12 protein-coding genes are annotated in these 14,675 nt (G+C 55.7%); 11 read left to right on the top strand and 1 reads right to left on the bottom strand.

Going from position 1 to position 14,675, the window contains the following annotated elements:
- Positions 1-8: 8 nt before the first annotated feature.
- The 4 genes from QOL81_RS04530 (at position 9) to QOL81_RS04515 (ending at position 5,275) form a co-directional block, all read left to right on the top strand.
- Positions 9-848 carry an iron-siderophore ABC transporter substrate-binding protein gene (locus tag QOL81_RS04530; protein WP_230200944.1) on the top strand — a complete coding sequence of 280 codons (840 nt, stop codon included), beginning with the start codon at positions 9-11 and terminating at the stop codon, positions 846-848.
- Positions 841-2,826 carry a Fe(3+)-hydroxamate ABC transporter permease FhuB gene (gene fhuB / locus QOL81_RS04525; RefSeq protein WP_070914587.1) on the top strand — a complete coding sequence of 662 codons (1,986 nt, stop codon included), beginning with the start codon at positions 841-843 and terminating at the stop codon, positions 2,824-2,826. Before QOL81_RS04530 ends, fhuB begins: the two co-directional genes overlap by 8 nt.
- Before the next feature lie 28 nt (positions 2,827-2,854).
- Complete coding sequence (locus QOL81_RS04520; protein ID WP_283439677.1) at positions 2,855-4,480, top strand: cyclic peptide export ABC transporter; 1,626 nt, start codon at positions 2,855-2,857, stop codon at positions 4,478-4,480.
- A 162-nt stretch (positions 4,481-4,642) separates the two neighbouring features.
- On the top strand, positions 4,643-5,275 hold the full coding sequence (locus tag QOL81_RS04515) for an ECs1377 family protein (protein ID WP_038872328.1): 633 nt from the start codon (positions 4,643-4,645) through the stop codon (positions 5,273-5,275).
- A gap of 57 nt (positions 5,276-5,332) precedes the next feature.
- On the opposite strand, the gene QOL81_RS04510 is transcribed toward QOL81_RS04515, so the two are convergent.
- Complete coding sequence (locus QOL81_RS04510) at positions 5,333-5,767, bottom strand: DoxX family protein (RefSeq protein ID WP_060420434.1); 435 nt, start codon at positions 5,765-5,767, stop codon at positions 5,333-5,335.
- A gap of 1,676 nt (positions 5,768-7,443) precedes the next feature.
- Between QOL81_RS04510 and QOL81_RS04505 the strand changes: the two genes are divergently transcribed.
- From QOL81_RS04505 to tssG, 7 genes are all read left to right on the top strand, one after another.
- Complete coding sequence (locus tag QOL81_RS04505) at positions 7,444-8,409, top strand: type VI secretion system protein TssA (RefSeq protein WP_060420436.1); 966 nt, start codon at positions 7,444-7,446, stop codon at positions 8,407-8,409.
- Positions 8,410-8,433: 24 nt separating this feature from the next.
- Positions 8,434-8,991: a type VI secretion system contractile sheath small subunit gene (tssB, locus tag QOL81_RS04500; protein ID WP_038872309.1), complete on the top strand. Its 558-nt coding sequence runs from the start codon at positions 8,434-8,436 to the stop codon at positions 8,989-8,991.
- Positions 8,988-10,514 carry a type VI secretion system contractile sheath large subunit gene (gene tssC, locus QOL81_RS04495; protein WP_019456177.1) on the top strand — a complete coding sequence of 509 codons (1,527 nt, stop codon included), beginning with the start codon at positions 8,988-8,990 and terminating at the stop codon, positions 10,512-10,514. The genes tssB and tssC overlap by 4 nt, the downstream gene beginning before the upstream one ends.
- A gap of 231 nt (positions 10,515-10,745) precedes the next feature.
- A complete protein-coding gene (locus QOL81_RS04490) occupies positions 10,746-11,270 on the top strand; it encodes an Hcp family type VI secretion system effector (RefSeq protein ID WP_004935369.1) in 525 nt (174 codons plus the stop codon).
- A gap of 81 nt (positions 11,271-11,351) precedes the next feature.
- Entirely contained in the window at positions 11,352-11,798 is a 447-nt protein-coding gene (locus QOL81_RS04485) for a type VI secretion system baseplate subunit TssE (RefSeq protein WP_038872306.1), read from the top strand.
- A gap of 11 nt (positions 11,799-11,809) precedes the next feature.
- The gene (gene tssF / locus QOL81_RS04480) at positions 11,810-13,651 is read left to right on the top strand and encodes a type VI secretion system baseplate subunit TssF (protein ID WP_055317104.1); all 1,842 of its coding nucleotides are present in this window, start codon (positions 11,810-11,812) and stop codon (positions 13,649-13,651) included.
- Positions 13,644-14,672: a type VI secretion system baseplate subunit TssG gene (gene tssG, locus QOL81_RS04475; protein ID WP_060420438.1), complete on the top strand. Its 1,029-nt coding sequence runs from the start codon at positions 13,644-13,646 to the stop codon at positions 14,670-14,672. Before tssF ends, tssG begins: the two co-directional genes overlap by 8 nt.
- Positions 14,673-14,675: the final 3 nt, after the last annotated feature.

Genomic DNA, 14,675 nt, shown 5'->3' with positions numbered 1-14,675 from the left:
GACGCAGGTTGTTGACCGCTCTCCTGTTGGCCCCGCTTTACGCGCGGGCTGACGCCGGCCGGCCGCCGCAAAAGCTGGCCGTGTTGGATTGGGGACTGACGGAAATTCTGTTGGCGCTGGGGGTGACTCCGGCGGGCGTCTCGGCGCCGGATTGGTATCGCAAGCTGATCCCGACGCCTGCGCTGCCTGCTTCGGCGTTGGATCTTGGCCTGCTGTTTCAGCCCAATCTGGAAACGCTGTACGCACTGCGGCCGGACGCGATTGTCATCACGCCGCAGCATGCGTTGCTGAAGCCGGCGCTTGAACGCATCGCGCCGACGATCGCGCTGCCGACTCATGGGCTGGCGGAACTCATCAGCGCCGCCCGGCAATTGGGCGAACGGCTTCAGCGGCAGCCTCAGGCCGCGCAGATATTGGCCAGCCTGAACGGCAAGCTGAGCCGCGCCTCGCTGCTGGCGCGGCAGGTTGAACGTCCGGCGCTGCTCGCCGCCCCGGTAGATGCGCTGCACCTGCGGGTCTACACCGCAGGCAGTCTTCCCGGCGACGTATTGGCCGCCTGCGGGCTGCGCAACGGATGGCATGGCGGCGCGGGAGCGGAAGGCAGCGTGCTGGTGGAGCTGACCCGCATTGCCGATCTGAATGCGCGGCTGATGCTGTTGACGCCTGACGATCAGCGGGAGTCGGTGTCTCAATGGCGCCAAAGCCCGCTGTGGCAACGTCTGCCGCTGACCGCAGCGCACAACCTGAACCTGATAGAAGAAAACATCAGCGATGCCGGCGCCCTGATAACCGCTGGGCGCTTTGCCGATATTTTTACCGGGATGATGATGAGGTGGCGTGATGCATGAATCTTTTTCCCGCCGTCTTTCCTGGGGGGTAATCGCCGCGTTGTGGCTGACGTCGTTGCCGTTGGCGCTGACCGATATTCATCGGCAGGGCGGCATTGTCGCGTTGTTCTCCGAGCATAATCTCGATCCGGCGGCCATTATCCTGCATAGCATGTGGTTGCCGCGTCAGGGTATGGCGATGGTGGGGGGCGCTACGCTGGGGCTGTGCGGCTGGTTAATGCAGCGTGCGCTGCGCAATCCCTTGGCGGAGCCGATGACGCTCGGCATGACCGCCGGAGCGACGTTGGCGATGGGGCTGGCATCGTTGTGGCTGCCGTCGCTGCTGGTCGGCGCGCGCACCGCCGTGGTGATTGCCGGTGAGATTGCGGCGCTCGCGTGCGTGCTGGCGCTCAGCTGGCGTCAGCGCATGTCGCCGCTGGCGATGGTGCAGGCGGGCATCATGATCAATTTGTGGTGTGGGGCACTGACTTTGCTGATCGCCATTATCAACGATCGCTTTTTACTTCAGGTGCTGATGTGGGGAGGCGGTTCGCTGGCGGTGGAAAACGGGCAAATTCTGCTGCGGATGTTGCCGTGGCTCGCGGTCTGCGTAATGGGCCTGTTGTTCTTGCTGCGCCCGCTTGAACTGCTGCAACTGCCGGAAACCGTGGTCAGCAGCCTTGGTGCATCGCCGGTGCGCATCCGCGCCGCCGCGGTGCTGCTGGCGCTGACCATGAGCGCCCTCATCATTAACGCCGTCGGCGTCATTGGTTTTTTGGGGCTCGCAGCGCCCCACCTTGCGCGCTTTGGCGGCGCGCGAACATCCCGGCAAATGGTGCTGCATACGGCGCTCATCGGTGCGGGCCTGCTGTGGCTGACCGATCTTTGCGTCTCTCGCGTGTCGCTGGAGAGCGGCCAGCTGCTGCCCGTCGGCATGCTGACCGCCCTTACCGGCGGCCCGTTGCTGATGCTGTTGGCGCGTTTTGCACGGCAGCAAAGTATCGATCTTGCGCCGCCGTTGCCGGTGTCGCAGATCTCGCATCAACGGCGGTTCATCTGGTTGTCGGCCGGCATTCTGGCTGCGGGGATCGTGGTCTCTTTATGTTTCGGCCACGGATTGCAGCATTGGCACTGGGCGGAAAGAGGGGAGCTGGCGAACCTGCTGCCATTGCGATTGCCACGACTGCTGGCGGCGATGAGCGCCGGTGCGCTGCTGGCGGGGGCCGGCGTGTTGATGCAGCGGGTGAGCGGGAACCCGCTCGCCAGTCCGGAAGTGCTGGGTATCGGCGGTGGCGCGGCCATGGGGGTTACGGCCTTCGTGTTTTTGCTTCCCGCTGGCGGCAGTGGCTGGCTGCTGGCGAGTAGCCTGGGGGGCGCGCTGATAAGCCTGTTGCTGACGTTGTGGAACAGCCGTCGCAGCGACTTTAATCCGCAGCGGGTATTGCTCAATGGTTTGGCGCTGAATGCACTATGCCAGGCCGCGGTCAGCATCGTTATGCTCAACAATCTTGCCGCAAGTGCGGTGTTGTTGCCGCTGATGACGGGCAGTACCTATTACGTCGGCGCGTCGTTGGCCCAAGGTGTGTTTGTCATCACGCTGCTTCTCCTGGCGCTGATGCCGCTGTTCCGCCGCTGGCTGGTGCTGTTGCCGATGGGTAACGTCGCCGGCGCGCTCGGGGTGCCACTGCCGCGCGCACGTTTCAGCGTGTTGGCGATGGCGGCAGTCATGACCGGGCTTGCGACGTTGCTGGTCGGCCCGGTGTCTTTCATCGGCCTGCTGGGGCCGCATCTGGCGCGCAAGATGGGCGCGAAAGGGCCACTGATGCAGCTCTATACCGCCGTGCTGTTGTCATCCGCCATCATGACCGTTGCCGACTGGCTGGGGCGCAATGCGCTCTACCCGCGCCAGCTGCCGGTCGGGTTGGTGGCGTCGCTGATCGGCGTCCCCCTGCTGGTATGGCCGTTAATTCGTAATAAGACATCCCGGTCAAAACCATAAAAAGTGTGAGTATGAGCAAGGAATTTGCATGTCGGTATTAATGATGTTGTTTCGTATGGTGCGCGGTTGGGTACTGCTCGCCGTGGTCGCCGTGGTCGCCGGTGTCGTCAGCGGGCTGTGCAATGCCTCTTTGCTGGCGATGATCAATCACGGTCTGACGCAATCCAATGAGGCTTCATGGCTGAGTCCGGGAGGCGATTTTGCGTTACTGACGCTGTTGATGCTGGCGGCGCGCGTGGTTTCTCAAACCACGTTTATGGCGCTGGGACAAAAGGTGAAGGCGCGCTTGCGCAGCGAACTGGTGCAAGACGTCAGCGAAACGCGCTGGCTGCTGTTGGAGAAAGCGGGGATGGCAAGAACGCTGTCCGTGCTGACACAGGATCTCGATACGCTGGTGGTGTTTTTCGTCAACCTGCCCAATCTGCTGATTTTTGGCGCCGTTATCGTTGGCTGCCTGATTTACCTTGGCAGCCTGTCATTGAGCGTATTGGCGCTGGCATTGGCGGTGATTGTCTGCGGCAGCCTGGGCTACCGCGCCGCGCACGGCCCCGCGATGCGTTTGTTGCGCCGATCGCGTCAGCGGGAAGATACGCTGATTCAGCAATGCAAAAAATTGTTTGACGGTGCGAGGGAGTTTCGGCTTAACGCGGTGCGCCGCCGTCAATTCGTCAGCGGTGAACTGGCGCAAAATATTGACGCGGTTCGCCGGGAGAGAACCCGCGGTTATGTGTTGTACGGTTTGGCGAGCAGTTGGGGAAGCGCGCTGTTTTTCGCTTTCATCGGCCTGGTGTTGTTCAGCTTGCGCGACGGGCTGGCTTTGGACGAGCGGGCGCTTACCGGCTATATCATGGTGTTTCTGTATATGATTGTGCCGGTCGAAGGGCTGTTATCCGCGCTGCCCACCCTGGCCGGTGCGCGGGTGGCCATGCAGCGGGTACAGTCGCTGCGCGTGCAACTCAGGCCCGAAGTTCCACAGCGCCATTTTACGGCCCCTCCTTTTGCTTCGTTAGCGTTGGATAATGTCCGTTACCAATATCAGAACGAAGAAGGGGAGCATTTCACCCTTGGCCCGCTGAATATGCACATTGCGCCCGGTGAACTCATTTTTATCGTCGGTGGCAATGGCAGCGGCAAGACGACGTTGGCGAATCTGCTGGTGGGAATTTATCCTCCCGATAACGGCGCGATTTTGCTTAACGGCGAGCCGGTCAGCGACGATCTTCTGGAAATATACCGTCGGCATTTTTCGGTGGTGTTCAACGACTTCTTTCTTTTTGACGATGTGGCGTTCGTCACTGAGCGCACGCCAAAGCAGGTCGAACATCTGCTGCGCCTGCTGAAGTTAAGCCATAAAGTCAGTTTTGCCCACGGCCGTTTTTCAACAATCGCGCTCTCTCAAGGGCAGAGAAAACGGCTGGCTTTACTGCAGGCGTGGTTGGAAGAGCGCCCGGTTTATCTGTTTGATGAGTGGGCCGCCGATCAGGATCCGGAGTTTAAGGCGGTGTTTTATCTTGAACTCTTGCCGATGCTGAAGGCCGAAGGCAAAACGGTCATCGCGATTACTCACGACGATCGCTATTTCTACCTGGCGGATCGCATCATCAAGCTGGAATCGGGGCTGGTGGTCCCATCGACGCATGGCGTGCCGTCATGATGCGCATTGCTTTCACCCAGCACGATATTGGGCTTTTTTCCCTCATGCTTGATGATTCGCCCCGGCTTTCCTCTGCGCAGTGAACGCGGTGATAGTGTACTGTTGCCCGCGGGTAAGGTAATTTGCTGATGGCAATGACGACTGACGCGGGGGCTAACGGGCATGAACGAGAAAATCGACTATCACATCGAGAAATACCATTTCGCGCCGCTGGATGAGGCCCCCAGGCTCGCGCACCAGTGGAGCGAGGTGCTGAACGAGTGCCGCGAGACGCAGGCCGGAGCGGAGGAGCGTCTGCGCATTGCGCTGCTCAACGTGGATTATGTGACCAGTTTCGAACTGCCTTTCCGGTTATTGCTGGTGCGGGCGCCGCAGCTGATCGCCGGAATACGTGAGGAGCTGCCGCTCAGCCAGAAGAATGTGGTGTTCAACGGCAAGCGTTTCGGCTGCGTCTACAGCCTGAAAAGCGATTTGAGCGGCGTGCCGGAGGCCTTTCAGTACAGCCTGTCGACCCGCATTCACCGCCGGGCGGCATCGGGCGTGGACGCGCTGCCATACCGGGAAATCGCCAAGGCGCTCAAGGCGCCGCGTGAGCGGCTCAGGTTGGCGCTCGAGCAAGGGCTGCCGGTAACGGCGCTGGACGGATTGTTCTGGTTCGGCATCCAGCGCATTGCCGCCGAGGTGCGCAGGCTAAGAAAAACCGGCATGGCGATCGTGACGGCGGAAACGGAGATCTTCGACACCCTGACCGGCACGACGCGCAAGGTCCCGGTGTACCGCCTGGCCGAGAGTTAATTGTCGTTTCCGCACAAAGGAGGTTCGAATCAGGAACCTCCTTAATTATGGTATCGCTTACCGATAGGCTTCATTGCGCGCAATCGCGTATTTGCCGCTGCCCAGCAGCAGGATGGCAAGCCCGCCCATAAAGAACACCAGTTCGTTTTCAATGCCCCAGGCGCCGACGTCGGTAACGGTGAACACCTTGCCAGTGCCCACCATCAAAAACGCCACCACCAGCGTAAAGGCGTAAACCAGCGCGGCGGGGCGGGTGAACAGCCCCAAAATGATCAGTATCGGCGCCAGGATCTCGCCCACGTACACGCCATAGGCGATGAAGGCGGGCAGCCCCTGTTCCTGCAGCGCGCCGGCGATCCAGCCGACGCCATGCTGAATTTTCGCTACGCCGTGAAACAGCATCAGCCCGCCGAAGGTCAATCTGAGCGCCAACTTGCCGGCGTCCGGGCGATCAAAAAGACGAGTGAATGCCGCATTCAGTGATTTAACCATGGCCTTTTCTCCTGAATAGGAATGATTTTCAATCAATGTACCAGTCAGGTGAATGCGAAAGATGTCCTGGATCAGTAAAACGGTGGGCTTCGCGCCGACTTTTCGCGTGAGGTGGAGGGATAGTTGAAAGGCGGCGGCTCTCTCAGGGAGCGCACGTTCAAGGCGGCAGGTGAGGTTGCGCTCCGCTTTTTCACCCGCAATAACATTCTCACACCGGCTGAACGTAGGGTGAAAAAAGTCTCTGGGCCGTTTTCACGCGTTACCTGGTTATGCGGCTGCACATTCTTTTTATGTCTGTTTTTACCCCCGGAGTCGCGGCGGCGGCACCGTGTGAGGATGGCGGCAACATAAAGATCAATAAGGTTTTTTTCCTTAATAATAATCGACGACGCGCGTGTGATATAACCCTATAGGGTTAATCTTGTTTTTATTTTGTACTGCTAACTAATTAGCGGTTCTTTTTCGCCATCTTATTGGGAATTATCTTGCTTATTTTGTTTTGCGAAAGTTGATCCTGTGGGAAGGAATGTTGCCCGTTGCATTTATTTCCGATTTTTTCCTTGTTTTTTGATGTGAATTCAACGGTGAAGAGATTTCGACTCATTTTATGAGTGGCATTATGAACGGCTGTAAACTTTGGTGAACTATTTTTATCAGACTAAAAATAATAGAAATACTGATTTTTCAAGCTATTGAATTGTTTAATAATTGTATATTATTTTGTTAATTTTTTATTAAAAAAATAATATTTTTCCTTGATATTGGTTTTGGCTTTGCTAGTATCAAATTAGTGGTCTTATCAGTTAGGAAAACATCCCTTGAGCATGGAGTGGATCGCTGGCCATAACGGGGTTATCGCCGTCACAAGATTGAAGTGGTTATTTTGCCGGCAGGTGAAATGATATTATTTATACCACTTTATCGAACCCGGCGATTTTTTAGATGCTGACTCAGTGCTGGCCTGGCGTAAAAGAATACGTCGGTGAATGGGGGATGAATCTTAAGTTAATCTGATCATTACCCTGGGTTAACTATAAAAAATGTGCTTTATCAACCCAGCTGTTTGCGCGCCAATACCGTGTTAGGTGCGCCACGGCGGAATGTTAACTCAGAACCTAAGCTTTAAAATTAATAATCAAAACTCTCGCCAAATTGTTTATTTTCACACCAGGTTTCGCATTTGTAAGTACTGAGTGCTGGAAATGAAAGTCACACTGTCATCGTGTTCTCATGATCATTGCGTGCTACGCGATCGCAAGAAACGAATGACTGTCATGCTTGTATGAAAAAATTTCACTATTTACCATAGTTACCATTTGATTGTTAAATTATTTGTATTCTGATGTTTTATTGGAATTATCCTACCAACGGAGAAACGTTGTTTTTAGGGCATTTTTTGATTTTTTTCCTATTATTAGCTTGCATAATTATTGTCTGTAACTTATTGATTTTAAAATGAAAAAATAAATATGTAAATGTAAAATAGTTTAAACCGATCACTGAGTTTTTATTGATAGGTTTAATCTATTATTGTTGTTAATATTAATACATCTAAACAATTTGCGGGCTTGGTGACGACTAATTACGCTAAAAGGACTCTGGGAAAGACTGGCGAATGTAAAAGCCCATTTTTATAGGCTTTATGTTTGTAGTGCTGATGAAAAGGATATCAGGCCATGAATGAAGTCATCTCAACAGCAGTTAACGGCGTCGAATTTGACCCTCGATACAGTGAAATTGAATTCACGTTATCGGAATTTGACAGCCAAACCGATCCGCTGAATGCCGTGGATAATGCACGCGACATCAATTGGCATGCTATTCGCGAGCAATCCGCCGCCTTACTTGAACAGTGCTTCGATTTACATGTCGTGCTGTGGTTTATGCGCGCTAACCTTCATATCGATGGTTTTTCGGCTGTCTATCAAGGCATCACGACTATCGACGGCAAATATGCCGAAGAGGGGAGCACCATTTTCCCTCAGGCCGATATGGAGCCGGCGACGGACAGCTTCCATGCGGCCGCGTTAGGCTGGCTCGCCACCTCGTCCTGCCTGCACGAAATCAAAAACAGCAAGATCTTCCCCGATACGCCGTTAACCACCGATGAACTGCTCAATATGCGAATGGACGAGCAGGAAGGCAAAAGCCTGCATTTTTCGGAAGTGGTGAAGGTGTTGGGGCAGGCTGACAGCTATTTTGCCGGCAGAAATATGCCGTCATTAAAAGAACAGCTGTCGCAGGGAATCGACGCCCTGGAGCGCGTGGAAAACTACGCCAACCTGCAGGCTGAAGATTACCGGCTGGACTGCCGCCAGGTACGCGACTATTTAGCGCTCTTCAGCCGCCAATTACTCTCTCTCGAACAGCAGGAATTGCCGGAGGAGATCGGCGCTGCGCCGGCCGACGCGGAAGCGGCGGAGGCGCCGGCCACCCTGCCTGGCAAATATATCCGTTCCCGGCAGGATGTCATCTTGCTGTTGGACCAGGTTTTGGACTATTTCCAAAACTATGAGCCCAGCCATCCGGCCCCCATTCTTATTCGACGTTCACAAAAAATGATCGGTATGGACTTCGCGACGATTGTTGAGGAGCTTTTGCCGGAATCTCTGGCCTCGTTAAATCAATTGTCCGGGAAGTAATTTTTCTCACAAAGGAGTTTTCCAATGGCTAAGGACTCAAGCTCTCAGAAATTTATCGGTAAAAATAACGCGCCCCGCGTGCAAATTGAATATGACGTAGAGCTCTACGGTTCACAAAAGAAAGTAGAGTTACCTTTTGTCACGGGGGTCATGTCCGATCTCTCTGGGCATCGGAAAAAACCTTTGCTGCCGATCGAAGAGCGAAAATTCCTGACGTTCGATCAGGACAATTTCAACGATCGCATGCGGGCCATTAAACCTCGTCTTCAATTTTACGTGGAGAATACCTTGAGTGAGGACGATGCGCTGCTGGACGTGGAATTAGAGTTTGAATCGATGGAGGATTTTTCGCCCGGCGCCATCGCCAAACGGGTTCCGCAGATGCAACGCCTGCTGGAGGCCCGCGAACATCTCACGGAACTGATCACGTATATGGATGGCAAATCCAGCGCGGAAGAGGTGGTGAAGAATCTGCTGGAGAAGCCCGATTTTCTGCATCGTTTGGTGACGGATGCACGTAAAACGGTCGCGGATGCGGAACAGGATGTGCAGGATTCCGGGAATAAAGGAGATGAGGAATGAGAGCGAGGCAACGACGCTATTCAGCTAAGCAGCAGGCAACGGCGGTCGCTGAAGTTGAAACGCAGGAAACGGAAAACGAGCTTGACGGTCTGCTCAAGCGTTCGTTCCGGCCCAGAACGAACGAGGCCTCAGAAGCGGTTCGTCGGGCCATCGGCACGCTGTCCGAATATGCCAACCAGGGCAAGGTCAAGGTCAGCCAGGATGTCGTATTGACCATTGAATCGCTGATCGCCCAGATCGACGAGCAGCTTTCGCAGCAGATGAACAATATCTTGCACCATAAGGAGTTCCAGAAGCTGGAGTCCGCCTGGCAAGGTCTGAGTTATCTGGTCGACAATACCAACGTCAGCGAAACGCTGAAGATTCGGGTATTGAACATCAGCCAGGATGAGCTGACGCGCAATCTGCGGCGCTACCGAGGATCGGCCTGGGATCAAAGCCCGGTGTTCAAACAAATTTATGAACAAGAGTATGGCCAGTTTGGTGGCGAGCCGTTCGGCTGCATCATCGGCGATTTTGAGTTCGATCACAGCCCGATGAGCGTGACGCTGCTGACGGAGCTGGCGAAAATTTCCGCCGCCTCGCACTGTCCGTTTATTTCCGCCGCTTCGCCGTCGCTGCTGCAGATGAGCAAGTGGAACGAATTGGGCAACCCGCGGGATATCGGCAAGATTTTCACCACGCCGGAATACGCTTCCTGGCGCCGCCTGCGCGAAAGCAACGATTCGCGTTATCTGGTGCTGACCATGCCGCGTTTCCTGTCGCGTTTGCCTTACGGTGCGAAGACCAACCCGATCGAAGAGTTCGCTTTCGAGGAGGCCGTCAGGCCGGATATGGATGATGATTTCTCCTGGGCCAACTCGGCGTATGCGATGGGCGTCAACATCAACCGCGCCTTCCATGAGTACGGCTGGTGTTCGAAAATCCGCGGCATCGAATCCGGCGGCTCGGTGGAGGAACTGCCCGCCTACGCGTTCCCTTCCGATGAGGGCGGTTATGAGCTGACGTGCCCGACGGAGGTCGCCATTTCCGATCGGCGCGAGCAAGAGCTGTCAGACGCCGGGTTCTTGCCTTTGGTGTATCGCAAACATTCTGATTTCGCCGCCTTTATCGGTTCTTGCACCATGCATGCCCCGGCGAAATATGAAGATCCGGATGCGACGGCCAACGCCAAGCTTTCCTCCCGGCTGCCGTACATTTTTGCCACGTGCCGCTTTGCACACTATTTGAAATGCATCGTACGCGACAAAATCGGTTCTTTCCGTTCCAGAGACGATATGCAGCTGTGGCTGAATGACTGGCTGATGAATTACGTGGATGGCGATCCTTCCGTGTCGACGGAAGCGACGAAAGCGCGTCGTCCCTTGGCCGCCGCCGAAGTTCGCGTTGAGGATGTTGAAGACGATCCGGGTTATTACCGCGCACATTTCTATTTGCGCCCGCATTACCAGTTGGAAGGCATGACCGTGTCCTTGCGATTGGTATCAAAACTTCCGTCAGCCAAAAAAGATGGGAGCAGATAAGTCACGGCTGGTCATTGGTTTGGATATTGCCGACGTTAATTATTAAATGGCGTGGGTGAGAATTGATATTTCATTGAAATTTAGCGGCGTTATTCTCTGCGTCATGGCTATTTATTAATGGCTAATGGGTTCCCATTGTCGCTATTTCAATGATTGCGTAGGCAATATAACGACTTATCTGAGTAGACATTTCAATTAACGTAGTAGGACCTATCAGTCAAGGAGACAAAAATGAGCACTAAAGCTTTAGTAGACTATTTTTTGAAGATTGAAGGTGTTGACGGTGAATCCCCTGACCAAACTTATCCGGGATGGATTCAGCTGCAAGCCTGGCAATGGGCGGAGGAAAATGCCGGGCGCTGGGGATTCGGCAGCGGCGGTGGTTCCGGCAAAGTCGAAATGAAAGACTTTGAATTCCGTATGGTGAGCAATAAGGCTTCGCCGAAGCTGTTTCTGATGTGCGCCACCGGCGAGCATATTCCTCAGGCAAAACTTGTTTGCCGTAAATCAGGCCAGGGTCAGCAAGATTTTATTGCCGTGACCTTCAGTAACTGCCTGGTTTCCTCATTCAAGACCGTGGGTAATATGCCGCTGAACTCCACCATCGGTACTGAAATCGATACCGTGCTGCCCACCGATGTTATCAAGCTGAATTTCGCACGTATCGAAGTTGAGTACAAAGAGCAAAACAACGATGGCTCCATGGGTGCGGTGATTAAGACGGGGTATGACCTCAAGCTTAACGCCCGCATCTGATCATTGATGTCGTAACACTTATTGCAGGCCGTCTGCCCGCAGATCTTGCGGGCAGACACACTCATTACCGCGAGGTGTTAAATGAAAGCGTCATTACCCATGCTATTCGATAAGCTCAGCGTGAGAAGTCAAAGCGGCAGCGCCGATAATTGGCGGCGCGTCCTGGTGCGCGATATCGAATTCTTATTGAATGACGCATCGCGCAGCGCAGATTTAAAACTTCACGATTATGCGCACAGCGAAAGCTCGGTATTGAATTATGGCCTGCCGTCGCTGAGCCAACGAATACCGATTAATACCGATCCGCTAACGCTGGCGAGACATATACAAAGAATCATTACGTCTTTTGAGCCACGGCTGGATCCGAAAACGATTCGCGTGGTGCCGGTAGTGAATGAGCGTCAATCGTATGTATTGGCGATCTTATTCGATATCTATGGCACCTGTTCATTACCGGGTGACGAAATGCTGGTGAATTTGCGCATAGCTCTTGATTATTCCTGTGGCGCCGTACACGTATTTGATTAATAGAGGTGACTATGTTCAGTGAGCGTTTTCTCCAATTATATAATGATGAGCTGCGTTATTTTCGCGAGGCCGGCCGTCAGTTCGCCTCTTCGCATCCCCAGGTCGCTCAGCATTTAGGCATGCATATCGACGGCGTGCTGGATCCTTTCGTCGAGCGCCTGTTGGAGGGCTCTGCTTTTCTTTGCACCCGCATCCAGGAAAAGCTGAACAACGAGCAGCCAGAATTCGCCTTGCAAATGCTTTCGCGCCTGGCGCCCTTGTGGTACACGCCGGTTCCCGCGATCGCCACCGTCGCGATTAAGCCCGATCTCTCTTTTCCCCAGTGGCATAGCCAGGTCGACCTGCCGCGCGGGAGCCGAATGACCCTGAACGATATCTCGCTGAACAACAAACCCGCCACGTTCACCACGGCGCGGCATATTAAAGTGCAGCCCGTTGAGATTGCGCTGGCGGAATGCGAAATCCTGCCGCCTCACCATTTGCCCGACGGCGCCGCCAGGCATATGCAAGACTGTTCGGCCTACGTCAGAATCGGCCTGACCACGCACGGCGTGTTGCCCGTCTCGGAACTGGATCTCGAGCCGTTGCACCTGACGTTGGCGGAAGATACGGTGCGGGCCAACCAGCTGATGGCCGCGCTGCTTAATCGCACCTTGCGCATCGTGCTATGGGCGAAAAACGACGATCGGCCGGTCATCAAAGTCTTGCAACCGGAAAGCCTGCGTCTGGGCGGCGTCGGCGACGAAGAGGCGCTGTTGCCCACCGCGGTGGGGGAATTGCCCGGCAACCGCCTGATGCGCGAGTACTTTGCGGCGCCGAGCCGCTTCTTCAGCCTGGAGCTGCATGGCGTGCGGGACTTTCTGCGCCAATGTGAACGCGTCCATGAATTCGAGATTTTGTTCGCGCTTGAGCAACGCCCGCTAACGCTGATCGGTCGCGTCAACGCCAGGGATTTTCATCTTTTCGCGACCCCGGTCATCAACCTGTATCGCCGCCATTGCTCGCCGGTGCTGCTGACGGGAGAGCGCACGGAGCATCAGCTGGTGGTCGATCGTTTGAACACCTCGCTGTATGAGATTCATAGCGTCAAACAGGTGAAGGGCATGCTGCCCGACGGCAACCCGGTGATTTTCTCTTCGCTGCAGGCCGACGTGCACTACGACTGCGAGCGGGAGCCGGCCGGCTATACGTTACACCGCCGCCGGGAACCGTCCCCATCCAAATACAACAACCCGCACCTGCCCAACGAAGATACCTTTATCGCCATTTCGCCGGGCAAAAGCGGCATCGACATCGATGACATCACGTCGCTAAGCGTCGAGGCGCTGGTCTGCGAACGGCATCTGGTGCCTGCGCACCTGCAGCAACCGCATTTTCAGCTGGAAACGGCGATGCCGATCCACCAGGTGGAGATCGTCCGCTATCCGAGCAACCCTGTCGCGGTGCCGAACATCAGCCAGGCGTGGCAAGCGATCCAGATGCTGGCCTCCAATCCTTTGCGCCATGCGCGCCCTGACGTGCAGGATTGCTCGGCGCTGTTGCGCGACTGGCTGTCGTTGTTCTGCCATCAGGATGACTCCAGCCAGCGCAAACGCATCGCCAGCATCAAAAACGCCTGGGTGGAGCACCACTTCGAACGCAATCAGGGGCCGGGGCCGCTGGCCTGGATCCGCGGGGCCGAGATCGCCGTCAACCTAAGCGCCAACCATCATGCCGATCACGGCGCCTATCTGTTCGGCAAAATATTGCACCACGCGCTGAGCCAATACGGCGATCTGAACCAAACGTTGAGCATGAAGCTGTTGCTGGATGGGGAAACCCACGCCGACTGGGGGGCGCTCTACTATGGCTGATATGTCGCTGATGCGCGAAACGGCGCTGTCATTGGAACAGGCGCCGGCGCCGGGGGCCCAAGGCGAAAGCGTGGGCCAGGCCGAAATCCGCGGGCTGTCCAATCGGCAGGATTTCTTCGAGCTGTTGCGGCGCATCGAGCGTGCGCAGCCGGATGCGCCGCGGCTCGGCGTCTCCAACGATCGCAGCCGCGAAAGGCTCTGCATCACTCAGCCGGCGGATATGGGCTTTGCCTCGCGTGAAATCGCCTCCATCGTACAACGCCCTACGCAGGTGCTGATTCAGGCGCGGCATTTCGGCATGTTCGCCCCTTACGGCCCGCTGCCGATCCATGTGACCGAGCATGCGCGCACCGAAGTCATCGCCAGGCGTAATCAGGCGTTCCAGCAGTTCGTCGGCATCGTCAGCCAGCGCTTCGCCGTACTGCATTACCGGGCCTGGGCGCAGCTGAAGGCGATGATCGGGCATGACCATGACGATGACAAAAACCCGTTCTTGCATCATCTGCGGCAGACGGTGGGCGTCGACACCACGTTGGCCGTGAACCCGCATATCCAGAGCCTGCGCGAAGCCTACCCCGGCATTTATCTGCCGGGCCGCCGCTCGCTGCGCCAGCTTAACAAGATGCTGGCGGCCTACTTCGCCGTTCCCATCGAAATTACGCCGCGCTACGCCAAATGGATCGACGACGGCAAAAAAAACGGCAGCCAAAAGCTGGGCAAGCTAGGGAGCACGCGCATCGGTAGCCGCTTTTTCGATGCCCAGTACGGCGCGCATATTCAAATCGGGCCGCTGGGGGCCCCGCATTATCAGCAGTATCAGCGCGGCAGCCGGCGGCTGCAGGCGCTGGTGAGCATCTGCCATGACTTCACGAGCCATCAGCTGATGTTGGACGTCAGCCTGCTGATCGCCACGGAGCCGGGCATGGCGGCGCAGCTGGGCGGCAAGTCGCTGAGTAAAGACAGCTGGCTGAAACCTAAGACAGGGACGTTTAGGCAGCTGGTTTATCAATCAACAACTTAATAT

This window comes from Serratia sp. CC22-02, assembly GCF_900182895.1.
GTDB classification, from domain to species: domain Bacteria; phylum Pseudomonadota; class Gammaproteobacteria; order Enterobacterales; family Enterobacteriaceae; genus Serratia; species Serratia nevei.
The sequence above is the reverse complement of the archived record's forward strand: the minus strand, read 5'-3'. Positions and strand labels throughout refer to the sequence as shown.